Origin of the sequence: Novipirellula rosea, assembly GCF_039541335.1 — a bacterium.
GTDB lineage: Bacteria > Planctomycetota > Planctomycetia > Pirellulales > Pirellulaceae > Novipirellula > Novipirellula rosea.
In genome coordinates this window covers 119,267-144,200 of record NZ_BAABGA010000054.1, presented here as the reverse complement: position 1 = coordinate 144,200, position 24,934 = coordinate 119,267, and the positions used below count along the sequence as shown (strand labels likewise).

At 56.5% G+C, this 24,934-nt stretch carries 17 protein-coding genes; 10 read left to right on the top strand and 7 right to left on the bottom strand.

Features of this window, described 5'->3' with window-relative positions:
• Window positions 1–2 precede the first annotated feature (2 nt).
• Both fmt and def read right to left on the bottom strand, forming a co-directional pair.
• The gene (gene fmt / locus ABD971_RS21555) at window positions 3–971 is read right to left on the bottom strand and encodes a methionyl-tRNA formyltransferase (protein WP_345325458.1); all 969 of its coding nucleotides are present in this window, start codon (window positions 969–971) and stop codon (window positions 3–5) included.
• A complete protein-coding gene (gene def, locus ABD971_RS21550; protein WP_345325456.1) occupies window positions 964–1,548 on the bottom strand; it encodes a peptide deformylase in 585 nt (194 codons plus the stop codon). Before def ends, fmt begins: the two co-directional genes overlap by 8 nt.
• 173 nt (window positions 1,549–1,721) lie before the next feature.
• Between def and mch the strand changes: the two genes are divergently transcribed.
• Genes mch through ABD971_RS21535 form a run of 3 tightly spaced genes read left to right on the top strand, consistent with a single transcriptional unit; the run spans window position 1,722 to window position 5,403 of the window.
• Window positions 1,722–2,669, top strand: a complete 948-nt coding sequence (mch, locus tag ABD971_RS21545) for a methenyltetrahydromethanopterin cyclohydrolase (RefSeq protein WP_425571342.1) — start codon at window positions 1,722–1,724, stop codon at window positions 2,667–2,669.
• On the top strand, window positions 2,666–3,712 hold the full coding sequence (locus ABD971_RS21540; protein WP_345325452.1) for an ATP-grasp domain-containing protein: 1,047 nt from the start codon (window positions 2,666–2,668) through the stop codon (window positions 3,710–3,712). The genes mch and ABD971_RS21540 overlap by 4 nt, the downstream gene beginning before the upstream one ends.
• Window positions 3,709–5,403 carry a fatty acid CoA ligase family protein gene (locus ABD971_RS21535; RefSeq protein ID WP_345325450.1) on the top strand — a complete coding sequence of 565 codons (1,695 nt, stop codon included), beginning with the start codon at window positions 3,709–3,711 and terminating at the stop codon, window positions 5,401–5,403. Before ABD971_RS21540 ends, ABD971_RS21535 begins: the two co-directional genes overlap by 4 nt.
• 296 nt (window positions 5,404–5,699) lie before the next feature.
• Here the strand turns inward: ABD971_RS21535 and lysS are convergent, their stop codons facing one another.
• Window positions 5,700–7,289 (bottom strand): lysine--tRNA ligase, encoded by a 1,590-nt coding sequence (gene lysS / locus ABD971_RS21530; RefSeq protein WP_339937913.1) that lies wholly within the window; start codon window positions 7,287–7,289, stop codon window positions 5,700–5,702.
• Window positions 7,290–7,500: 211 nt separating this feature from the next.
• On the opposite strand from lysS, the gene ABD971_RS21525 reads away from it, so the two are divergent.
• Window positions 7,501–7,986 (top strand): response regulator, encoded by a 486-nt coding sequence (locus ABD971_RS21525; protein WP_339937914.1) that lies wholly within the window; start codon window positions 7,501–7,503, stop codon window positions 7,984–7,986.
• Between the two features lie 304 nt (window positions 7,987–8,290).
• A complete protein-coding gene (locus ABD971_RS21520) occupies window positions 8,291–9,031 on the top strand; it encodes a glycosyltransferase family 25 protein (protein WP_345325447.1) in 741 nt (246 codons plus the stop codon).
• 110 nt (window positions 9,032–9,141) lie between these two features.
• Here the strand turns inward: ABD971_RS21520 and ABD971_RS21515 are convergent, their stop codons facing one another.
• Window positions 9,142–10,488 carry an anti-sigma factor family protein gene (locus ABD971_RS21515; RefSeq protein WP_345325445.1) on the bottom strand — a complete coding sequence of 449 codons (1,347 nt, stop codon included), beginning with the start codon at window positions 10,486–10,488 and terminating at the stop codon, window positions 9,142–9,144.
• 368 nt (window positions 10,489–10,856) lie between these two features.
• Between ABD971_RS21515 and ABD971_RS21510 the strand changes: the two genes are divergently transcribed.
• Window positions 10,857–11,693, top strand: coding sequence for a class I SAM-dependent methyltransferase (locus tag ABD971_RS21510; RefSeq protein WP_345325443.1), 837 nt, complete (start codon window positions 10,857–10,859; stop codon window positions 11,691–11,693).
• A gap of 149 nt (window positions 11,694–11,842) precedes the next feature.
• Here ABD971_RS21510 and ABD971_RS21505 read toward each other — a convergent pair whose 3' ends face one another.
• The gene (locus tag ABD971_RS21505) at window positions 11,843–12,730 is read right to left on the bottom strand and encodes a hypothetical protein (RefSeq protein ID WP_345325441.1); all 888 of its coding nucleotides are present in this window, start codon (window positions 12,728–12,730) and stop codon (window positions 11,843–11,845) included.
• Window positions 12,731–13,347: 617 nt separating this feature from the next.
• On the opposite strand from ABD971_RS21505, the gene ABD971_RS21500 reads away from it, so the two are divergent.
• Window positions 13,348–14,235, top strand: coding sequence for a hypothetical protein (locus ABD971_RS21500; RefSeq protein WP_345325439.1), 888 nt, complete (start codon window positions 13,348–13,350; stop codon window positions 14,233–14,235).
• Window positions 14,236–14,362: 127 nt separating this feature from the next.
• On the opposite strand, the gene ABD971_RS21495 is transcribed toward ABD971_RS21500, so the two are convergent.
• The gene (locus tag ABD971_RS21495; RefSeq protein ID WP_339937927.1) at window positions 14,363–16,162 is read right to left on the bottom strand and encodes an aspartate kinase; all 1,800 of its coding nucleotides are present in this window, start codon (window positions 16,160–16,162) and stop codon (window positions 14,363–14,365) included.
• Between the two features lie 81 nt (window positions 16,163–16,243).
• Window positions 16,244–17,479 (bottom strand): cofactor-independent phosphoglycerate mutase, encoded by a 1,236-nt coding sequence (locus tag ABD971_RS21490; protein WP_345325436.1) that lies wholly within the window; start codon window positions 17,477–17,479, stop codon window positions 16,244–16,246.
• A 218-nt stretch (window positions 17,480–17,697) separates the two neighbouring features.
• On the opposite strand from ABD971_RS21490, the gene ABD971_RS21485 reads away from it, so the two are divergent.
• The 3 genes from ABD971_RS21485 (at window position 17,698) to ABD971_RS21475 (ending at window position 24,883) form a co-directional block, all read left to right on the top strand.
• Window positions 17,698–18,996, top strand: coding sequence for a Gfo/Idh/MocA family protein (locus ABD971_RS21485; RefSeq protein ID WP_345325434.1), 1,299 nt, complete (start codon window positions 17,698–17,700; stop codon window positions 18,994–18,996).
• A gap of 208 nt (window positions 18,997–19,204) precedes the next feature.
• Entirely contained in the window at window positions 19,205–21,190 is a 1,986-nt protein-coding gene (locus ABD971_RS21480) for a sialate O-acetylesterase (protein WP_345325432.1), read from the top strand.
• 153 nt (window positions 21,191–21,343) lie between these two features.
• A complete protein-coding gene (locus ABD971_RS21475) occupies window positions 21,344–24,883 on the top strand; it encodes a DUF7133 domain-containing protein (RefSeq protein WP_345325430.1) in 3,540 nt (1,179 codons plus the stop codon).
• The last annotated feature ends 51 nt before the right edge of the window (window positions 24,884–24,934 follow it).

Below are 24,934 nucleotides of genomic sequence, written 5' to 3'. Positions count from 1 at the left end.
CGCTACGCAAGATTCTGTGGTTGATGGCCGCGGAGGAATTCCTCGGCCGCCATCTCGCGTTTCCCAGCGGGTTGCAAACGGACGATTTGCACCCAATTGTCTTGCGAAGCGACCTTGAAACGCCCTTCGTCATCCACATCGACCGTGCCCGGTGAAACGCCAGCGGGCACCGCACCGAGCCGCTGAACCTGTTTTACGGCGACTCGGATCGGTTCGTCTTTCCCGGCGACAGGCACAAAGCAATACGCGATTGGCCACGGCTGCATTCCGCGTACATGACAATCGATCATCCGTGCGGATTGGTCCCAGTTGATTTCCGCTTCCGCTTTGGAAAGCCGAGCGGCGCGGGTGACCTTGGTTTTGTCTTGAACCGTACCGATCTCGCTGGACCGATCCCACTGCATCAACAATGCGACCGACTCGAGCGTCGCTTCGACGCCAATCTTCGAGAGTCGATCTTCCAGCTCGCCTGCGGTTTCGTCGACCGCAATCGGCGTCTGGCGAGTGGCAAGGATCGGGCCTCCATCGAGTCGAGGCGTCATGTGAATCACCGAAACTCCGGTAATCGCATCGCCGCTGAGCAGTGACCGCTGAACCGGCGCGGCACCACGATAGGCGGGCAACAGCGAACCATGCAAATTGATGCCTCCGAGCGGAGCGGTGGCCAGCGCCGCGGGCTTCAAGATTTGCCCGTAATCACAAACGACCAACAAATCGGCCGCCACGGCGTTTAACCGCTCAACCGCCGATTCATCATTGATGTTGTCGGGATCGAACAGCGGCAAATCGTTTTCGATTGCCCATTGCCGGACGGGCGACGGGGGGGCTCCCTTACGACTTTTCACTGGCGGTTGCGGACGGGTGACCACCAAGGCGATCTCGTGTCCGGCGGTCCGTAGCGCTTCCAGCGATGGGACGGCGAACGGGCCTGTCCCCATCGCAATGATTCGCAGCTTTTCCGAACTAGGCATATCGCTCTCTCCATTGGTCCAAACGAGCCAGTAGATCCTGGTCCGACGGGATCGCACCAGCCGACTGCTTGGATCGGAAATCGGTCTCGAGTTCATCCAACGCGCCGGCGAACTCACTGCGTCCTTCGTCATTCATCCGATCAAAAAACAGCACGCCATCGAGGTGATCGTTTTCATGCTGCAAGACGCGAGCGAGAAACCCGTCGACGTTGCGTTCGATGGCGTTGCCGTTGATGTCATATGCACTCAGCCGGATCGCCTTGGGGCGTTTCACTTGGCCGTAGATCCCAGGCAAACTGAGACACCCCTCTTGTTCCGATTCGTTGCCACGCGGCATCTGCAGTTCAGGATTGATCAGGATCAACTCCTCGCCTTCGCCTTTCACGCCTGACGCATTGACGACAAACATTCGTAGCGGCAGATCGACTTGGTTCGCGGCCAAACCGACCCCCTGAGCCCCATACATCAGTTCGAGCATTTCGTTGGCAAGGTCTTTCAACGCCTGGTCGACACGTCGAATAGGAGAACTTTTGACACGCAACGTGGGGTGCGGGTAGGGGATGATGCTGAGCGACATGAGCAGATTAGGGGTGGACGCGAAGTGAAGTCGGTGCCTTTGAAATTTCTCGCTGATTGGCAGTAGCGCAAGGGAAAGCATGATCGAAAAAGCCCTCTTTGGGCAGGGGACTTTGCAAATCCAGCCCCAAACGCCGACTAGACAAATCCGATGGATTGGGGGACCATTTGCCCATGCTAAACCAACGAACGAACGAATTATTCATGCGTCTTGCCGCGGACGCATCGTCGCTGCAGTGCTTGGTTTCTGAGATTGGCGGCGGCACAGTGCTGGACGCAGGCATCCACACTCGCGGTTCGCTTCGCGCCGGAATCCAGCTCGCTCGATTGTGTATGGCGGACCAGGCCGAAATCCTGATCGCCCCCTGCGACACAGCCACGCTGGGCAGCAACAACGCCATCTTTGTCTGCACTGATGAACCTCTAAAAGCGTGTTTGGCGGCTCAATATGCCGGTTGGCCTGTGCAAACGGACCACTATTTTGCGATGGGCAGCGGCCCCATGCGAGCCGCGCGAGGCCGCGAAGAGGCGCTGGTCGAATTGAAATTGGTCGAATCTGCCGACACCGTGGTCGGCGTCCTCGAATCAGACCGTTTGCCCGATGCCGACGTAATCGCGATGATCGCCGATCAGTGCAGCGTCGCCGCAAACCAAGTCCGTTTGGCGATCGCGCCGAGCACGTCGATCGCAGGCAGTGTCCAGGTCGTCTCGCGTGCAATCGAAACGGCCATGCATAAACTGCATGAACTGAAGTTTGACGTCACCAACATCGTCTCGGCCACCGGCCACGCTCCGCTGCCGCCACCGGCGAGACCGGGCGACACGGTCGCCGGAATCGGACGGACCAACGACGCCGTACTCTATGGAGCCACCGTTTCATTGTGGGTCGATTGTGACGACGACGCGGTCGAAGCCGTCGCAGCCAAGGTGCCTAGCAACACCTCCGCGGACTACGGACAACCGTTTGCCAAGACGTTCAAGCAATACGAATACGACTTTTACAAAGTCGACCCGATGTTGTTCAGCCCCGCGGTGGTGACGATCCACAATCTACACAGCGGTCGAACTTGGAATCATGGCAAAATCGCCACCGATGTGCTTCGTCAATCGTTTTCATCATGAGCGGCAAGCGATTTCTCGTGCTTGGATGCGGCCAAGGTTGGCACGCGAGCCAGTTGCGAAGCGCCGCCGATAGACTCGGCTGCGAGCTGCATGGCAGTGACTATGAGTCGCTGTTTGCCTCGCTCAAATCAAATTCGCTACAATCAAATTCGATCCAATCAAATTCGCTCCCTCTGACATCCGCCCCCCACCTGAACGCTGTCGATCTGGGTGCGGATGGTTTCACTGCCGCTGCGATCTCAATCGATCGGTATGATGCCGTGTTGGCGAGAACGATGCCGGCAGGATCGCTGGAAAAAATCACTTTTCGGCTTTCTATCCTGCATGCTTTGGCAGGCGATACGATCGCCAACGATCGTCCTGTTACCGTGATCAATTCGCCGCGAGGCCTGGAGATCGCGATCGACAAATTTGCCACGCTCGCTCATGTTCGCCGGCTCGGCTATCTCGTTCCTGAAACGATCGTGGTGCAGTCGCGGAACGAAGCGATGGCGGCGTTCGAGCGACTCGGCGGCGATTGTGTGGTCAAGCCTCTCTTTGGCGGCGAAGGACGCGGGGTGATGCGAATCCAGGACCCGCAATTGGCTTGGTACACCTTTTCGACACTCGATCAACTCGATGCCGTGTTTTACGTGCAAGCGTTTGTTCATCCTGGTGGACGTGACACTCGGCTGCTAGTGATTGGTGATCATGTGATCGCCGCCCGCCGTGAAAACCCAAGCGATTTCCGCACCAATCATTCGCATGGGGCAACGACAACGCAAATCCAACCGAGCCGTGAACAGATCACCATGGCCAAACAAATCACCTCGACAATGGGGCTAACATTCGCCTCGGTCGACCTGGTTGATTGTGACGATGATGCGCCGCGAGTGTTGGAAGTGAATGCCGTCCCAGGATGGAAGGGACTGCAACAAGTGTGTACTGAGAACATCGCCACGCTGGTCATTCAAACACTGATCGATGCGTGTAAGTCCGTTCCAATTAACTCTTCGATAAGAAACACCTCACCGAAGCCTGCTCCCCACGAGGCCACGTCATGACCAGCCAAGTCAAAGATGGCAATGTCGCCGCTCGCTTGCGAATCATCCGCAATTTATCGCCTGGCGGAATCGCGATTGCAGAGCCTAGCGGGCCACCGCGGTCCGATGGCATGCGTCAGTACGATCTGACCACTTTCGAGAACCTTGACCAACGCAGTGACGAGATCGCTCGCGGGCTGATCGCTTGGGGCGTCAAACCAGGCATGCGGCTGGCGATGCTGGTCCCGTTCGGCGGCCAGTTTATCGAACTTGTCTTTGCACTACTGAAAGCGGGCGTGGTCGCGATCCTGATCGATCCCGGCATCGGCCGCAAACATTTGGTGAAATGTCTGAGCGAATCGGATCCCGATGGCTTTGTCGGCATCCCCAAGGCACAAGCGATTCGCAGCGTGCTGCGAAGCCGATTTCCGCAGGCCAAATGGAATGTCACGGTCGGTAGACGCTGGCTGTGGGGTGGGCAAACGCTAGATCAAATTGCCAAGCGAGGCCGAGAAGCATCCGAAGATATTCTGCCGACGATCGAGCGCAGCGACGCGGCAGCGATCATCTTTACCACTGGCAGCACCGGACCTCCCAAAGGGGTGCTGTACACCCACGGCACATTTCATGCGCAAATCGACCGGATTCGTGAGCGTTACGATATCCATCGCGGTTCGCGAGACCTCGCCTGTTTTCCGCTGTTCGGATTGTTCGATGCGGTGATGGGGGTGACCACGATCATCCCGGACATGGATCCCACAAAACCTGCCGAAGTGAATACGCAACGTTTGATCGAAGCCGCCAATCAATGGGAAGTCGACCAAGCGTTTGGCTCGCCTGCTCTTTGGAACACCGTCGTCCGTTGGTGCGAAGCCAACAATGTCGAGCAACCGTTTCCAACGCTTCGGCGTGTGTTATCGGCCGGGGCGCCGGTTCCCGCCGCGACGCTGGCAAAGCTTCGCGGTTTGCTTGACCCCGAAGTCAATATCGTCACGCCCTACGGCGCGACCGAGGCGCTTCCGATCGCCTCGATCGAATCACGCGAAGTGATTGCCGAAACGGGGCCTGCTGCGGCCAAGGGCAAAGGTGTGTGTGTCGGCACTCGTTTTGAAGGAGTCCAGTGGCGTGTGATCAAGATCAATGACGGACCGATGAAACAAATCGATGAAACCGAGGAAATGCCGCAAGGTAAAATTGGCGAATTGATGGTTTCAGGACCGATGGTAACGACTCAGTACGTGGTCCGATCGGACCAGAATGTGATGCACAAAATCCAAGACGGCGACCGCGTCTGGCATCGCATGGGCGACGTGGGCTATTTGGACACTCGAGACCGATTTTGGTTTTGCGGACGCAAAACTCACCGCATCGAAGCGGGTAATCGAACTCTGTTCACAATTCCCTGCGAAGCAATCTTTAACTCGCATCCCCGCGTTTATCGCTCGGCACTCGTTGCGCGTGGCGAACGTCCCGAGCAAACGCCGGTGGTGATGATCGAGACGATCGATTGTCGGCAAAACCACGGTAAGCCGATCGCGGACGCGGACGGCCTGCGAACGGAGCTACTCGAATTAGCCGCTCGCAATCCGATCACACGCCGGATCAAAGAAATCATTATTCGCCGGACGCCGTTGCCGGTTGATATCCGGCACAACAGCAAGATTTTTCGCGAACGATTGGCCGAGGAATTACGAGCCGAAAGACGAACGTAGGTGTACGCAGGCCGGAACGCAGCGACAGCGAAGTTCCGGTATGGCGGCAACGACGTCACCTCGCCCGAGCGAAGTTTCGCAAAGGCAACATTACGCAAGTCACCTCGCCCGAGCGAAGCTAGGGAGAGGTCGGACGGGCCCTTGAGGCCTCGTCCGGGTGAGGGCCGACCGCGCACGCTTGATGTGTCGTTCGACTCGGATTGCTCGGTCGGCCCTCACCCGAGCAATCGCTCCACGCTCTGCTCGACCTCTCCCAAACTACGTTTGGGCGAGGTGACAGTACCGCGACGCATCGACTATTCGTTGGTCTCGGGACGCAGGACCGGGAACAGGATCACGTCGCGAATCGAGCGTTGCCCGGTCAACAACATCACCAAACGGTCGATGCCGATCCCGAGTCCGCCAGCGGGCGGCATTGCGTAACGCAGTGCACGGACGAAATCGTGGTCCATCTTCGCCATCGAATCCTCTTCCTGTTGCCCTTGCAATTGAGTCTCGAACAACTCTTGTTGCAAATCAGGATCGTTCAGCTCGGTGTAAGCATTGGCAACTTCCATCCCCAACACAAACAATTCAAATCGCTCGGCAATCTCGGGATTGTCTCGTTTGCGTTTTGTGAGCGGACAGATGCTGGCCGGATAATCGATCACAAAGATCGGACCTTCGAGCGAATCTTCGACCTTCTCTTCAAAGATTTCGTTGCGAATCACGTCAGGGTGCTTGTTCGCAGTTTCCAGCTTTAACTTCTTGGCGTATGCCATCACGCCTTCGTCGTCGGTGGGATCGATGCCGGTCGCTTTTTGGAACAGATCGGCATAGGTCGCACGCTGAAACGGCGGAGTAAAATCGACCATCTTGCCATCGAATTCACGCTTAAAGTCGCCTCCGGTGGCTTGGATTGCATCGGCAATGATTTGCTCGGTCAAATCCATCATCGATTCGTAGTCGCCGTACGCTTGGTACAGTTCCAACATCGTGAATTCAGGATTGTGACGCGGGCTGAGCCCTTCGTTGCGATACACTCGCCCAAGCTCGTAGACGCGTTCCATGCCGCCGACCATCAAACGCTTTAAGTGCAATTCGAGCGCGATCCGCATGTACAATTTCATGTCCAACGCATTGTGATGCGTCATGAAGGGACGTGCCGCTGCACCGCCGGGGATCGTGTGCAGCGTCGGTCCTTCGACTTCACAGAACCCATCGTTGTCGAGCGTCTGCCGAATCGACTTGACGATTCGCGTGCGATTCAAAAATGTTTCGATCACGCCATCGTTAAAGGCGAGGTCGGCGTAACGCATTCGCTGACGTAAATCGGGGTTGGTCAAACCGGCATGCTTTTCGGGTGCCGGTTCAAGCATCTTGGTCAAGAAGAACAATTTTTCGGCGAACACGGTCAGTTCACCCGTGTTGGTGCGGCCGAGCCGTCCTTCGGCCCCCACGAGGTCGCCGAGGTCGAACAGCTTGGCGAGGTCGAAATCCTCTTCGCCCACTTGGTTCTTGCCGATGAAGATTTGAATGTTGCCGGTCCAGTCTTTCAGATTCAGAAAGATCAACTTTCCGGTCGGCCGCGCGAGCATGATGCGGCCAGCGACGCGCACCTTTGGGCCGACTTCTTCGCCAGGACCGTTATCGGTTTTCCATTGGCGGTAATCGACGTCCCCCGCATCAAAATCTGGCAGATCGAGCGTCTTGCCTTCTTTGGTCACAAATTTGACCTCATCGGCAAGTTCACGGCACTGGGAAATCAATTTTCGATCGTCAAATCGACTGCCGTACGGATCGATGCCTCGCTCGACGAGCTGATTCAATTTGTTTCGACGAGCCACGCGAGGGTCGGTAGCGTCTTCGCCGGAAGCATTCGGTGCGGGATCGGGTGTTTGATTCATCAGTGGTTCAAAGTGGACAGGACAGGAAGGGACGGAATATTAGGGGATCTGATATTTGCTTTTTAAAAGAATCGACAGTCATCGTCTTGGCGAGAATTGTCGGTACGAATCGGGTTTTACGCAACCACGATAGCGATCTTGATTCGCGACAACGGATCTCGGTATTGCTAAGGCAGGACAATCCACCCGCTTTCCACCCAAGAGTGCACCGATGCAGGGACACGAATTTCGCCACGACGCCCCCATAAACGAGCCCAAAAAGCAGGCTTCGATCGTCGTAGTGGACCCTAGCCCGCTTTCGTTAATCGCCACCGCGGGGGTGATGCATTCGCGTGGTTACGGCTGTGTCTGTGCCCGCACCGCCGATTCTGCGATCGAAGCATTGAAAATGGGGAATCAGGATTTGGTGCTGTGGGACGTCGCCGATGATGCCGCCGCGGTGCTCGAGTCGATCGAAAGCATGCGAAAAATCCCAGGCTACGAAACGCTCTCGGTGGTAATGATTGCCGAAAGCCGCTGGGCTGGACTGGAAAAGAAAGCCGAAGCGATGAAGGTCCCCACGCGGTGCCTATTCAAACCGATCGACCCTAACGCCTTGCTAGCGGTCGTCGATCACCTGCTGTGGATGCCGTCGCTGATTTCCGCGCATCGCAAACGCGGCACAAAACCAAGCCAACTGGGGTGGATCACGCTTTAGGCAACAATCAGCGCTGTAGGAAACCATCACTCCGCCGGCGAACCGTTAATACCATCTGCTTTGGTAGCGTTTGCGGCGCAAGCCGTCCAGTTGCAGCGAGTGAAACGTTCGAGATTTACCGGGCGGCTTGCGCCGTACCGCTACAAACGTTCTCCCGTTTAGTGCCTATGTCGATGGCATTGGGCGAACCACGCCAATAATCCGGGCTAGCGATCTGCGGGCTCAATCTGCTATCAGCGAGTGTGCATTTGGCCCCCCGGCATTTTTAGAGTGACCTACAAACTTCCTTTTCGCGAGAACCACCATGTTGGCACGTGCATTCGTCATCAGTTTGGAACGAGCCACGACTCGGTTTGAGCATGCGAAGTCGCTGCTGAGTCAATTGCCAATGGACGCCGAGATTCTGCCTGCAGTCGATGGCAGCGAAATGAGCGACGCCGAGGTGGCAGCGTGTTACCACCGCCATGTTCATCAGCCCCGTTACCCGTTTGCACTTCGTCGAGGCGAAATCGGCTGCTTTCTAAGCCACCGAAACGCTTGGCAAAAAATTCTCGACAGCGAATTAGATGCGGCGTTGATTCTCGAAGACGATGTGCTGGTCGACAGCGATCGGTTTCGCGGTGCCATCGAATTTGTTCGCGCCCACGCGCCCAAAGATTCCTATGTCCAGCTTCCCGTTCGAAATGTTCCCCGCGATGTGATCGCGTTGTCGTCACGCGGAGGCCACCGAATCCTGCTGCCCACGATCACGCCACTGCGAACGTCGGGTCAATGGGTTACCCGGTTGGCGGCTAAAAGGCTGCTGCGAGCAACCGAGACGTTTGACCGCCCGGTCGACACCACCTTACAAATGCACTGGATCACCGGCGTCCGCTTGTTGACGCTCGACCCATCGGGAATTCGCGATCTAACCGTGGAACTCGGTGGCAGCACGATCGGGGTGGGAAAAAAGAGGAGCTTTTCGCTTGAAAAGGTCTCGCGTGAATTCAATCGGGCGATGTACCGAGCTAAGATCGCCCGCTTGTCCAACAAAGCGTGTGCTTAAGTTCGCCGGAACAATTACTGACGTAGCAGAACTCGTGCGTGAGTTTCGACCTGTTCAGCGATTCAATAAAGTCGTTGACAACTTCCGCTACGCTGGTCCCTGCCAGATCATTAGCGGACGATGACTAACACGCGTCCGATGATGTCGGACGATGTAGACGCCGAGCCACTTTCGTCGACGCTGCCCGCAACCGCCATGTTCGCGGTCGCCGAGTTGAGTCGAACATACGGACGATCGCTCAAGTGACTCGCCAACGCGTTGGTCCCATCGGCGCCCGCATCCAATTGCCACGATGTTGAGTGCTTGATTTTGGTCGGATCAACGTCGCGAAGCGATTGGATCATTGCCACCAATGGAGGATCATTGGCGATCGTCATACTGACGGATTCGATGCCTTGTTCATCCGCGATTAACCGCAAGATGAATTGGTCCAGCTGTTTCGCGGGTGCCTCCAAATACAGCACACTGGCGGAACTCGCGCTCTCATCATCCGCCTTGTTTTCGTTGGCAAACCGAACGACGTTCTCGTCAACCGCCTTACGACTGGCCGAATCGATCCCCGTTAACTCCATCGCTGTTTCGACCGAGCGAGTATTGCGACCGTCCATCGTCCGGCGAACATCGAGCACCAACATCGCCTTGATCGCCACCACGTCGGCAGCCGCCGGTTTGCGATCGCCAAGCTTGCGGTCGTCTGAGTTGATCGCTGCGTCGGGACCGACAGCTTTGACTGCGGGTGAAACTGACGCGATTCTCATCCCTGTATCTTGATCGACTTTTTCAACCGCAGCCTCACCAACCGTGCCCTCATCAACCGTGGCCCCATCAGCGTTAACGCCATCAGCCCCTCGTGTTGCAACGCTCGCCTCCGCCAACGCATCGATTGTGACGTCCCGGTTATTGTTGCCATCGGCAGCCGCAATCATCGTGTCGCCGGGTTCGGTTTTGGCCGAATCGGGATTCGATGTGATTTCTGCAGTCGTGGCTGGATTCAACTCGTCCGCCGTCGCAACCTGATCCACTTCGGGGTCGAGCAAGGCCACGGGATCTCCATCGACACCTGGACGCGTCGCGAAAAATGCGATCGCAAGCGATGCTGCGATTGCCGCCAGCGGCGCAACCACTCGCCAAACCGAGGTGCGTTCACGCGACACCATCGGACTCGGTTGCTCCGACAAACGCATCACGGGATGATCGTCGCTTAACCCTTCGGCGCGGCCGCGAGCGACCGTGGCCTCGATCACCGATTGGGCGAAATTGGCAGGCAACGTCACATTGCGATCTTCGTCACGAATCTGACGCAACGATTCACGCAACTGGATTAATTGCTCAAGTTCACTTGCAACGCTAGCATCATCACGCAGCATCTGATCGACACGCGTGCGTTCGTCAGCACTTAGCGCGTCATCCATGTACGCGCTCAGCAGTGAATCGAGGATATCTTTGGGTACAGACATAGTTCTTTAGACCATAAATCTTTGCAGGCTTTGAAAACCGTCCTGGCTTTCCATATCCGATCCGATGCTCTATGAGCAAGCAAAGTTCCCTGTTTCGCAACAGAAACCTACCAGAATCAATCTGGCGGTGTTCGTAAAGCACGTTAAATTCGTCTTTTTAGAGAAATTTCGCTGAGTACGTCTGCCGTGAAAATGCGTTCCCGGTTTCTCGCTGATTCCGGGGGGGTCAGTCCGGTATGGGCTGCCATTGCGTCCACAAACCCCCAGGAAAGACCTCGGCGGCCCCCTCCGCTTCGGTTGCATGACTTTTTTGCATGACGCTGCTGGCGTCGCCCTCCATCTCCGATTCTCCTCCTAAAACGTTCCGAATGAACAACGACCAGATTCTGCGTGCCAATCGCCAGACTTACGATGCGATGGCGGACGCCAGAAACCCGCTGTGCCAGCCTGCCAAAGACAGTGAATTGGCCGATCCGCTGGGAACGCTCGATCCGCTCGGCTGGCTCGGAAAATCGATCAAAGGATTGCGGGTGCTCTGCTTGGCAGCGGGCGGAGGACGACAAAGTTCGCTGTATGCTGCAGCGGGAGCGAATGTGACGGTCGTCGATCTCAGCCCTGCGATGCTCGAATTGGATCGCCAAGTGGCCGCTGCACGAAACCTTTCGCTGCGGATTTTAGAAACATCGATGGAGGATCTGTCGATGCTGAAGGCGGCGGAATTTGACATCGTCGCTCAACCCGTCAGCACCTGTTACGTCCGCAATATTGGGGTCGTGTTCGAGCAGGTTGCACGCGTGCTGCGGGCTGGCGGCATCTACGTCAGCCAGCACAAAAACCCCATCTCTCTGCAAGCGAGTCCCGAATCAGCGGCGGATGGATCGTATCCCATCCAGCACACCTATTACCGTGACACCCCGGTCCCGCCCCCCAAACACACTTCGGCAACGGCAAATCGATTACGCGAAAACGGAGCCGTTGAATTCCTGCACCGCTGGGAACAGATCATCGGAGGCATGTGTCGCGCAGGATTTTCAATCGAAGATCTGGTCGAACCCGTCCATGCGAAACGCGATGCGCTGCCTGGATCGTTCGCCCACCGTGCCCAGTTCATCGCGCCGTACGTTCGCATCAAGGCGCGTCGTCAAGCATCCGGCGGCCAAGCCGCGTCGGATGACGGTGGCAGCAAACTGTGGATTCCGGATTGATTCAAGTATCTGACGCGAAGCGCGAGCGGGCTGTGATCGGCCGAGCAGACTGTGTCCCGCCGAGCAGGCGGTGTGATATCCGCGCATAAAAAAACGCGAGACAAAATCGTCTCGCGTTGTTGCGTTATTCACCGAGGGATCTCGAATACTTAGCTCGGGTCGTCGGCCAGCGAGGCGTCAGCGTCACTTTGTTTGGCGTATTCGTCGTTGGCGCTCACGATCCGATCGATCTCTTGCACCACCAACATCGCAGTCTTCAGTTCCAGCGGTGAGAACCAACGCAGGTTACCGGTGTACTTGCTTTCGACCCGATTTTTCTGTGCCAACTCAGGCCACGACATTTTGTCCATCAAGTGCCACGCCGCTGCTTGAGCGGTGTTTTGGGTGATTAGCCCGTTGCCGAGTGCTTCGCAGACAAGCCGAACATTGGGGCTGTCGGTGAACTGTTCGATCGGAATGATTTTGTAGGCCATCTTTGGATTCGGATCGGGTTTGCCATGTTCGAGACAGACGGTGACGACCGAAATCTTTTTGACACGTTCGGGAGCGATGCGTTGGAAACCGCCCATGCCGCCCATGCCTCCGCCGCCCATACCGCCCATGCCGCCGCCACCCATACCACCGCCGCCCATGCCGCCGCCCATGCCTTGACCACCGCCGCCCATGCCGCCGCCACCCATTCCGCCGCCGCCCATGCCGCCCATACCACCGCCGCCCATACCGCCCATGCCGCCACCAAATTGGGCAAGCACAGGCACGCCGGCGAACGCAGCGGGCAATTTGAGGTTCATAGGTTTGTCAGTCAAATTCTTGACCAGCACGTTGGCCTTGGTCGCATTGATCGGAATGAATTTGACGTCGATCTGTCCGGCATCCATTGCGGCAAACATTTCCGCATGAATAGCGTCATCGGCGACTGGCAAATCGTCTGCACGCAACGATGTCGTCGCCACGACAAACAACATCAGCAAACAGGTAGGCAGCGTCCGCACGTTCGGAAAATGAGAAGATTTGATCACGCTTAGGTTCCTATTCATCGATTCGCCTCATTGAAAATGAGGTGGGTAGACCGGGGTGTGTTGTCGACAGGCTCTGTCGAGAAAAGCAGCATGTCGTTTGACAGAACGAGGCGAACCGGATCGTGCCGCCGTCCGAGAAGGACTTGGATTCCCAGCGGTCACGAACAAGTTTTTGCCAAACAGACGCGTATTATCATAGTCGCTTTTGCAGGTCACACCAAATAAAAATCGGTCAACAGCGAGCAGGAATCGCCCCGAATAAGCCAATTAATCCGCACGCGACGACTTAAACCGAATAATCCTAAAAAACGACACTTTTCCGCATTGAATGAGACAGACTTTTGTCAAATTGGTTGGCTTTTCCGCGGTGGCAATTAGGATGCAGGTTGTTCGCTCGCTCGAAACGGAACCAACTGCGGCGGTCGTCGCCAATTTGATCGGTCCAATTTGCGATACAGAAACGGCCTCTGCACCCACCCCCTCTGCTAGAGGAAATCTCTGTTTCTCAGTGCTATCGCTGGACGAGCTAACGAGATTCAGGCGAGCGAAATCCGTTCCTTGGATGTTTCCACCCCCATTCGTTTCCAGCACCGCATCACCATCTAGCTTTTACTTCACGAAGGATCCTGTAACCGATGAAACGTAAGACCACTTTGTACTCCATGCTCTTCGCCGCAACTGCCTTTGGCATGTTGGTGGCTCCGATTCAGCGTGGTATCGCCCAAGACAAAACTGCCGACAAAGCAGTCGAAGCGACTGAAACCGCCGCCGAAGCCGTAGCGGATCAGGAAAAACCCAAGGCCGACAAGAAGAAGGCAGACGCAGCGGCTAAAAAGGCAGCAGCCGAGAAGAAAGCGGCTCAGAAGAAGGCTGCCGATGCAAAAGCAGCTGAGAAAAAAGCAGCCGAAGCGAAGGCTGCTGCGGAAAAGGAAGCTGCGATGAAAGCCGAAGCAGAAAAGAAGGCTGCTGCGGAAAAGAAGGCGGCTGCCGAGAAGAAAGCTGCTGCCGAGAAGAAAGCTGCTGCCGAGAAGAAAGCTGCTGCTGAAAAGGCTGCTGCTGAAAAGAAGGCTGCTGCTGAGAAGAAGGCCGCTGCGGAGAAGAAGGCGGCGATGGAAGCTGCTGCCGCCAAGGCCGCTGCTAAGATCGAAGCTGAAAAAGCGGCCGCTGCCGCTGCCGCTGCTGCTGCTGCCGCGGCAACCCCGGTCGCAACGCCTGCTGCCCCCGCTCCCGAAGCCGCTCCGGCTCCAGTACCGATGGTCGAGCAAGCAGCCCCGGCGGCTCCCGAAGCTACCGCTGCCCCCGAAGCAGTCGTGGCTCCTGCTGTGACCGAGCCTGCTCCGATCGTTTACGAGGAAACCGCAGGCTGCTGTGGCGAAGTGATCGTCGAATCCGTTGGCTGCTGCGAGCCAGCCCCAGTCTGCTGTGAGCCAGCTCCTGTTTGTTGCGAGCCCGCACCGGTTTGCTGCCCACCGGCTCGTAAGCACTGCGGATTGCTGCACCACGTCTTCAGCATCTTCAACTAAGTCGTTGACGACATCGAATCGTTCATAAAACAAAACGGCCTGCGATGAATCCCATCGCAGGCCGTTTTTTTATGAGTTTGATCGAATCGGGAAGTTCACCGGTGTTCGCCGACTGTCCCTTAGCGTCTTAGACCGCTCCGGATTCCAGCGACGCCGCGAACGCCTTCTTTAGCTGTCCTGTGGCCGCGTCCGCCTTCTCCGTTGCAATCACCGCGTTGACTTGCAATTCACTCGTTCCGATCATCTCGATATTGATCCCAAGATCCGCGAGTTGTTTGAACAGGATTGTGCCGACATGCGTGTGGCTACGGAGCCCAATGCCGCTGACGGTAATTTTGGAAATGTCGGTACCACTTTGGATATCGCGCATCCCATGCTTTTTGCAGATCTCTTTGCCGACCGCGATACTGTGGTCGATCGCATCATCGTTGATCGTAAAACTGACACTGGTCGAGCCATCCTCACCGTCATAGCCTTGCACGATCATATCGACAAAGATCCCCGCTTCACCAATCGTTTCGAACATGTCGGCTGCGATGCCTGGTTTGTCTGGAACGCCATGCAGCGTCACGCGGGCCTGTTCTTTGGTCAGTGAAATCCCGGTCAACGTCAACGCCTCGAGCGCGTCCGCTTGCAATCGGCTAATCAACGAATCGACATCGGCACGATTGCCTCGCTCGGATCGAATTTGGTGCCACGATTTCGCGTCGTCCGGTTTCTGATGAAGCGAGAATGCTTGATGCACGGCGCGAAGCGCCGCTGCGGCTTGCGAACGTGGAACGAGCGTCGAGATTTTGATCTCACTGGTCGTGATCATCTGGATGTTCACCCCTGCATCGGCCAACGCACGGAACATCGTCGATGCCACGTTGGTCTGTTTGGCCATGTTCACGCCGACCACCGAGACCTTCGAGACTTGGTCGTCGTAGGTAACCGCATCCGCGCCGACGTCGGGCACCACGCCTTCGAGCGTTTTGAGCGTGGTTTGCAGGTCTTCTTGGCGAACGGTAAACGAGATATCGGCGCGGCCTTCGAGTCCCACGTTTTGCACGACCATATCGACGGCAATCTTTTTAGCCGCGATCGCCGAGAACACTTGCAAACTTTTACCGGGAACATCAGGAACGCCAAGCACCGTCACGCGAGCTTCGCTGGGGGTCATCGCGGCGCCACAAACCGACGCGGTTTGCGATTCGGTTTCCGCGACAATCATCGTTCCTTCGGCGTCCGAAAAACTGCTGCGAACGTGGATCGGAACGTTGAACTTCTTGGCAAATTCGATGCTGCGGTTGTGCATCACGCCGGCCCCGAGGCTGGCCAATTCGAGCATTTCGTCGTAGCTGATCACATCGACCCGGCGTGCTTCGGGCAACAACCGGGGGTCGGTGGTGTAAACGCCATCGACGTCGGTGTAGATTTCGCAAGCGTCCGCACCGAGCACCGACGCCAATGCCACAGCGGTTGTATCGCTGCCACCGCGGCCGAGCGTGGTGATGTTCAAATCATCATCGATGCCTTGGAATCCCGCGGCCACCACGATGTTTCCTTCGTCCAACAAACGTTCGATTCGCTCGGTCGAAATCGACTGAATTCGTGCCTTGCTGAAACTGTCGTCGGTCTTCATCCCGATTTGGCCCCCGGTCAAACTGACCGCTTTGGCGCCGAGCGCATCGATCGCCATGGCCACAAGCGCCACACTGACTTGTTCGCCGGTGCTGACCAGCATGTCCATTTCGCGAGCGGGCGGATGGGGGCTGACGTCACTGGCCAACTTCAGCAACACGTCCGTGTTCTTGCCCATCGCGCTGACGACCATCACAACGCGATTGCCTTGCTGTTGGGCGCGAATCGCCTTACGTGCCGCCGCGCGGATCTTTTCGACATCAGCGACGCTGGTACCGCCAAACTTTTGAACGATCAGTGACATGGGAAGAAACGTGAAGTTAAGAGGGGGGGGAAAGTAATTGTGGAAAACGAATGCGGCAGGTGAATTGTCGGCACTTACCCGCTACGACTTGATGAATGCGTCCATCAAATCCCAACCATGATCGAAGCGACGACCGCTCGCTTCGGCGGCGATCTCGTCGTACGTCGTTTGCGAATCCGGCTGGACGCCGATTCCTGAAATCAGCAGTGGAACCATCCCGTGCGTGTGCTTCTTGGTGCTGCAGAACGTCGGGTGGTCAGGAGTCACCAAAATACGGTAGTCGCCCTGTTTTTGCAGTGCTTCGTAAAGCGGGGCGACAATCGATTGGTCGATACTTTCGAGCGCCTTGATTTTCTCGTCGGCACGTCCTTCGTGCGACGCTTCGTCGGGAGCTTCGATATGAACACAAACGACATCGTACTTTTCGAGTGCTTCGACGGCAGCGCGGCCTTTGGCGGCATAATCCGTATCGAGATAGCCGGTCGCACCAGCCACTTCGATCCGTGGCCAACCGACCAGTGCGGCGATGCCTCGCAGCAAATCGACCGCAGTGATCATTACGCCGCTTAGCCCATAACGCTCTTGGAAACTAGGCAACTGTGGCGCCCCGCCGAGTCCCCATAACCACAAATTCGTCGCGGGCCGCTTGCCTTCGGCGAGCCGTTTCTGGTTGACCGGATGGGATGCAAACAGCTCGGCGGATTCGCTCATCAACCGAACCAGCAGATCGCTGCCAGGACCGCGAGGGAATTCATCCGCCACCGACAAATCGGTCAAATCATGCGGAGCTCGCGAACGCGTATCGCTGGAAAACGGAGCGGGCGTGGACGCGTCGCCTCGATAGATCAGCAAATTTCGGTAGCTAACGCCAGGCACAAACTCCAAACGCGATGCGATCGGGTCACCCTCGGCGGCAGCTTTGGCCAACAATTCCGCCTGGGCCGAACGCAGCAGCTCGGCACCTTCTTCGTTGGAAATATGGTCGGCGGTAAAGTCGACCATCGTTTGGTCTTCGATCGTGACCAAATTACAGCGAACTGCCCAATCATGTTCGCCGAGCGTGATTCCTTGGGCGGCAGCTTCCAGTGGTGCACGGCCGGTGAAGTACACGTCGGGGTCATAGCCGAGCAAACAGAGGTTCGCGACTTCGCTGCCTGCCGGCAAATGGTCCGGTGTATTGTTGGCCAGTCCCAGCGACCCGTCGGCGGCGAGACGATCCATCGCGGGCAAATTGGCAGCTTGCAGCGGGGTGCGGCCGCCGAGCGATTCGATCGGTTCATCCGCACAGCCGTCGGGAATGATAATTACATATTTCATGGCGAATCCTCCGCCCAGGCGGATTTTCAGTAAAAAGAACGAGAATGGGGCAGTTTCCATTAGTCCCGGAATCCGCGAAAGGGGGCGTTTACTGGATCATTCTGTTAAACTAGGCCACTTGTAAACTTGGGGCTCCCGCGATCACGCGGTTCCCGATTGCAAAACCCTTCGCAGCGGTTTCCCCCGTCGACTTTCCCTCCCTCTCCGCAAGACCTGCCATGAAATCACAAATCTCTCGACGTGACGCCCTCAAAACCACGGCCGCAGCTGCCGCCGGGATCGCCTTTTATCACGGTGCCTCGGCACGCCCAATCTCGGCCGCCGAAAGTCCCAACGAAAAATTGAACCTCGCTTGTATCGGCGTCGGCGGCCGCGGTGCCGCCAATGTGGGTGGCGTCAGCTCTCAGAATTTGATCGCAATGGTTGATGTCGACGAGAAACGAGCAGAGGGTTCGTTCAAAAAACATTCGTCGGCCCAGCGTTTCACCGACTATCGCAAAATGCTCGACAAGCTCGGCAAGGATCTTGATGGCGTCGTAATTAGCACCCCCGACCACACTCACTTTCATCCCGCGTATGCATCGATGCAGTTGGGGCTGCACACCTATTTGGAAAAACCGCTTGCTCATAACGTCTGGGAAACCCGCACGCTGACCGACTATGCACGCGAAAACAAACTCGCGACTCAGCTGGGAAATCAACGTCACGCGATGCCCAACATGCACCGCGTCGTGGAACTGATTCAAAGCGGAGCGATTGGCAAGGTCAACGAAGTACACTGCTGGGTCGGCGGCAGCCGCGGGATGCCAGCGGTTCCCAAAGACGCGCCACCGATTCCCGCCGGACTCGATTACGAACTGTGGGTGGGCCCCGCAGAAAAACGTCCCTACCACCCCTCGTTCTGTCCCTACGGATGGCGTTTTTGGTGGGAATACGGAACCGGCGAAACCGGCAACTGGGGCTGCCACATCTTGGATATCCCCTATTGGTCGTTAGGGCTGAAATACCCAAGTCATGTCGACGCGAGCGGTCCCGAGGTGGATGCCGAGCGGACGCCCAAATCGATGCACGTTACCTATCGCTTTGAGCAAACCAACCAAAACAGTCCGCTGGATCTGCATTGGTACCACGGCACTCCCGCAATCCTGGCTGAGCGTGGACTCTCGGGTAAAGGCCACAACACGCTGTTCATCGGCGAGGACGGAATGTTGTTATCTGGATTTGACAAACACGAGTTGTTGCCCGAGGAAAAGTTCGCGGACTTCAAACGGCCTGAAAAATTTGTGGCCGACTCGCCCGGTTTCTATAAAGAGTGGATCGCCGCGTGCAAGGGTGGCGATGCGGCAACATGCAACTTTGACTACTCCGGACCGATGGCCGAGACCGTCTTGCTCGGCAACGTCGCCTACCGCACCGGCGGATTCGATTGGAACGCCAAAACGTTGTCCACCGGCGACAACACCAAGGCTCAATCGCTGATCCAAACCGCCTATCGCAAAGGTTGGGAAATCGCCTAACCCAATGTGGGATAGGCTTCCAGCCTGTTATCCAATAACGCGATCAACTTTAGCCGCGGCATGACGCATAACGATTGTTGATTCTGGGTGCCGCTCGCGAGGCCGAGTGGCACGCATTACCCGGTGCCTTACGGCCCGCGGCTCACGCCACTCCCCACTCCCCACTCCCCACTCCCCACTCCCCACTCCCCACTCCCCCACGACCATCATGAAACAAGTCCTCGCCTTCACGCTTTTCCTGCTCCTTCCTACCCCGCTAGTCTCCGCAGCGGAACTAAAGCTCGCATCGGTGTTCTCGGACCACATGGTGCTGCAACGAGAGCAGAGCGTTCCGGTATGGGGCGTTGCGAACGCTGGCGAATCGATCACGGTCAAGTTCGCAAACCAAACCAAAACCACGACCGCCGATGAAAACGGTAAGTGGCAGGTCGAACTTGATTCGATGAAAGCCAATGCCGAACCTCAATCGCTGGTCGTCGAATCCGGCAAAGAACCAAACCGCGTTGAATTAACCGACGTGTTGGTGGGCGAAGTTTGGTTGGCGTCGGGTCAATCGAACATGGAATGGGAAATGCAAATGAAGGCAGACTCCAAAGCCGATATTCCCAACTCGACTCATTCGAACCTTCGGCTATTCGCGGTCCCGCTGACCACCGCACTGACGCCGCAAGACGATGTCGACGCAAATTGGACGCGGAGTTCGCCGGAGACATCGGCTAGTTTTTCGGCAATCGGCTACTACTTTGGTTTGCGATTGCACGAGGAACTTGGCGTCCCGGTGGGCATGATCCAAAGTGCCTGGGGTGGAACACGGATCGAGCCGTGGACCAGCGTCGATGGATTCGAAGCCGTTCCCGCACTCCGCAGCGAAGCGGATCGCATTCGCTCGCAAACCCCTGGAACACCAGAGTACCGCAAATCGCAGGAAGCTCATTTACAACAAGTCCAGCAGTGGACTGAATCGCTAAAAACAGCGCTACAACAGAACCAAGCGGCGCCTCCGCTGCCAACCCAACCGACAACGCTGGCCAAGAGCCACGGCACCCCGACGGCGCTTTACAACGCGATGATTCATCCGTTGGTTCCAATGGCGATTCGCGGAGCGATTTGGTACCAGGGCGAATCGAATCACGGTGAGGGCCTGGGCTATGTCGACAAGAAAAAAGCCTTGCTCGCATCCTGGCGAAATGCATTCAAACAGCCAGAATTGCCGTTCTATTTCGTGCAAATCGCACCGTATCAATATGGCGAAGAGGATCCTGAGATCCTGGCTCGTTTCTGGGTCGCTCAGCGTGAATGCATGAAAATCCCCAACACCGGCATGGCGGTGATCACCGACATCGCCGAACTCAAAGACATCCACCCGCAACACAAAAAGGAAGTCGCACGGCGGTTGTCGCTGTGGGCATTGGCGGACACCTATGGCCAAGCCGACATCGACCCCAGCGGTCCCCTTTACGCGAACCACAAAGTCGACGGTTCGGCGATCCGTGTGATGTTCAGTAACGCCGATTCGGGACTCACGTCTCGTGACGGTAAACCCCTGAGCGATTTCGAGATCGCCGGAATCGATGGCAATTTCCACCCCGCGACCGCGACGATCGACGGCAACCAGGTCGTCGTCCAATCGCCGAATGTGCCTGAACCGAAACAGGTGCGATTTGGTTGGAACAAATTGGCGATGCCGAACTTGATGGACAAAGACGGACTGCCTGTGTGTTCGTTCCACACGCATTGGCCTATCGATCCAACTCTCGGCTACAACCTTGCACTGGGATGCACTTGGGAATCGAGCGACCCGAACGCGTGGGGATGGAACAGCGGATTGACCGATGGCGTCTGGGGCAATCGTAACCCTCAGTGTTTTGCCACCGGCGTCAGCGACGAATTTCCCAAATCAGTCACCATTGATTTGAAAAAGACTCAAACGATCAACCTAGTTCGCTTTGGTGTTCCCGATGTGGGATCGACCAAAACTGTGGCAATCTCGGTTAGCGAGGATGGGAAAACGTTTCAGGAAGTCGGAACACATTCGTTTGGGCAAGGCAAAGCCGAGCGAGCCGTGATTGAGTTTGATGACACCACGGCGAGATTTGTACGGCTCACCTACGTCGACCATCATTCCGGCTTGGCTGGCGGCTACAACAACACGTTCGCCTTCACCAGCGAAGCGGAAGTCTATCGAGCGAAATAGAGCAATTTGACAAATGGCGTGGGATCCAAGCCGTAGCTGCGTTCGCCAGCACGTGGTCCACCGCGAACGCGACGGTAGCTACATCAAAATCAAAAATGCACTAGACCGAGTTTTTTCATCGCAAGCTTCTCAGCATGGGAAGGACTAAAGTCAATGACATCCTCGTTTCGTGTCTTCGCGTTGATCAGCGGTCTGATCGGCTGGGTGATCGCGGCGAATTCGATCGCGATGGCGCAGCCTACGCCACCGCCAACCGACGATCAGGTGAACCTGTTTCATTTGCCCGACGGTTTCGAAATCCAACTCGTTGTGAGTGATCCTGACATCGGGCAACCGATGAACTTGAACTTCGATGCGCGAGGGCGGCTGTGGTTAACGCATTCCATCGAATATCCCTATCCCGCACAAAGCGAAGGAGTCGAGGCGGACCGGGGGCAATTTGCCGGCGGCGGGGACAACCCGCCACGCGATCGTTTGACGGTCGTTGAAATTGGACCTCGAGGATCCGCCCAGCAGATCACTCACTTTGCCAGCGGGCTGAACATTCCGATCGGAAACGTCCCGCTCGGCGATGGCAGCGAGACACTCGTCTACGCCATCCCTTCGATCTTTCACGTCGTCGATCATGATCACGATGGACAATCCGATGCGATCACGACGAGGTACACGCGATTTGGAAACATCGACGTTCACGGCAATGCAAGTTCCTTCACCCGAGGAATCGATGGTTGGATTTATGGTTGCCACGGTTTTTCAAACCACAGTGAAATCAGCGACGCCAGCGGGAATGTGGTGAAACTACATTCAGGAAATACGTATCGGTTTCGCGAGGATGGATCCCACTTTGAACGGTGGACCCAAGGTCAAGTCAATCCGTTTGGAATGACGTTTGATTCACTGGGCAACCTGTTCAATTCCGACTGCCATTCCAAGCCGGTCTATCAACTGCTGCGAGGTGCCACCTATCCGCAATTTGGTGGCAATCCGCCGCTGATCGGATTTGGTCCCACGATGATCGATCACCAACATGGATCGACAGGAATTTGTGGCCCCGCCTATTACGCAGCCGAGCATTTCCCCGAGGAATTTCGCGACAATCTATTTATCTGTAACCCTGTCACCGGACGAGTTCATCGCGATCAATTAACGCGGGTGGGCTCTACCTTACTGTGTCAGACGCAGCCTGATTTCATTACCAGTGATGATCCATGGTTTCGTCCCGTTGATGCGATCGTGGGCCCCGACGGAGCACTTTACATCGCCGACTTTTGCAACTTGGTGATCGGACATTACGAAGCTCCTCTGGATCATCCTGATCGTGACCGGACGCATGGACGCGTTTGGCGAGTTGTTTATCAAGGGGACGCGAAGTCGCCGGTCCAGTTGAGCCCGACGGATCTGACGCAACTGCCTACTAAAGAACTTGTCGATCGATTGTCCGATCCGAACTTGCAAGTGCGAACGCTGGCGACAAATTTCTTGGTTGATCGCGCCAACGAAGAATCACTCGGCTTAGTCCGCGACGCGGTCGAGTCAAGCGACATGGCAACCGCTCGTGCGCATGGTTTGTGGGTACTCGAGCGGACAAAAAACCTTGACGATAAAACGCTCAAACGACTTGCCCACGATACTGCTGCGATCGTGCGAACCCACTTGATCAAAATGCTGGCCGAGCGAATTGACTGGACCGCCACCGAGTCGTCGCTTGCACGAAATGCATTGCAGGATAGCGACGCGTTCGTGCAACGTGCGGCGGCCGATGCATTGGGGCGACATCCCGCTAGCGACAACGTCAAACCGATGCTGCAAACGTGGGCCACCACATCGGTCGACGACACCCATTTGATTCACACACTTCGGCTGTCGCTTCGTGATCATCTTCTCAGTGAACCGGTTGTCACAGAATTAGCGATGGAATCGATCGACGGTGATCTTCGCGAGCGATTGATCGAGGTGTCGGCGGTAACCGGCGGGAATCGCGCCGCGGGGCTGAGCCTAAGGTTGCTGGCAACCACCACGAATCCGGAAGCATGGGCCGATCGTATCGCCATCCAAATCGGCAACCACGGAACCGACGACCAAGTTGCAAAATTGATCTCGATTACAAAGCAGCGAATCGCCAGCGATCCACGCTCCCAATTTCAGATCCTGGGGGCGGTTGCCAATGGAATGCAGCATCGCGGCAAGTCGCTCGATCAATCCGAACCGCTCCGCGTTTGGTGGTCCGAGATCGCCGCGGAATTGCTTGGTCAACTCGCATCGAATTCCTCACACTGGTCCAATCATCAAGTTCCCGGGATTGCAGCGTCTGAATCGCCGTGGGGAATTCACCAGCGAAAATCAGCCGACGGAAATTCGCAAGCGTTGTTTTGGGACAGCATCTCTGCAGGCGAAAGCTTGATCGGCATCTTGCGAAGTCCGCCGTTCACCGTTCCCACCCAAATTCGATTTTGGATGTGTGGGCACAACGGGTTCCCAGGTTCGCCCGACACCCAAAAGAACTTGGTTCGGATAGTCGATATTGAATCGGGCCAGACGATTGCGAAACAATCGCCACCGCGTAGCGATGTTGCGATGCAGTACACTTGGGACTTGGCGGACCACGCCGGCCGCACCGCTGTCATTGAAATCGTCGATGCTGACGAAGCTGATGCTTACGCCTGGGTCGCCGTCGGACGAATCGAACCTGCGGTCGTGACCATCAGCGAAGACGAACTGAGTGACCGGATTATTGAACTGGCGGGCGAGTTTGGATTGACCCAACATGCCGCATTGGTCGCATCGTTTGCGGGCGACGCAAATCAATCGCCGCAAATTCGCAAACAAGCCATGACAAGTTCGCTGCGGTTGAGCAACGAAACCTCGATCGTCCCGATCTTGGATGGCATTTTGGCGGACAGTGACGAAACGAACGAACTTCGTGTCGCTGCGGCCGAGTCACTCGCGAATCTCGGTAGCGAATTGTCACAACACGCACTTGCTGGCCGTTTGGAAACGTCTCCGTATGAACTTCAACGAGCGATCACCGCAGGACTCGCTCGAAAGTCGTTCGGCATTGAGTTGCTGCTCTCCCACATTTCGCTCGGCAAGGCATCGCCTCGATTACTGGTGGACGGACGCATTTCAGAATTGATTCAGCGGAATGCAACTTCCGAGCAAAAAACGCGAATCGCCGAACTCACTCGCGACCTGCCGCCTGAGGACGAAAAAACGACTCAGCTGCTGGTCCAGCTGCGTGAAAAAATGGGGCATGATTTTTCGACCGACCGGGCTGCCGAGGGCGAAGTCCTCTTCAAACAGCATTGTGCCACGTGTCACCAAATTGCAGGGCAGGGGGGTGTCGTCGGCCCGCAACTCGATGGCGTCGGCAACCGAGGTGTCGAGCGATTGCTCGAAGACGTCGTCGATCCGAATCGAAATGTCGATGTGGCATTCCGGATGACTCAAATCCTCACGCTCGATGGCAACATCGTGACCGGATTGCTGCGGCGCGAAGAGGGCGGTCGGGTGGTGTTGGCGGACCAAACCGGCAAAGAGTTCTCGCTGGCGACCGACGATATCGAACAGCGTAAAGACTCGACCGAGTCGCTGATGCCCGCAAATTTTGCGGAAACGATGACGGCTCAGCAGATCCAGCATGTCGTGGCCTACTTGCTGACTCAACAATCCGCGACTGCGGCAACGGGCGAATGAGTAAAACGAGCGAATGAGTAAAACGGGCGAATCGGCCGATATTTAGGGCAA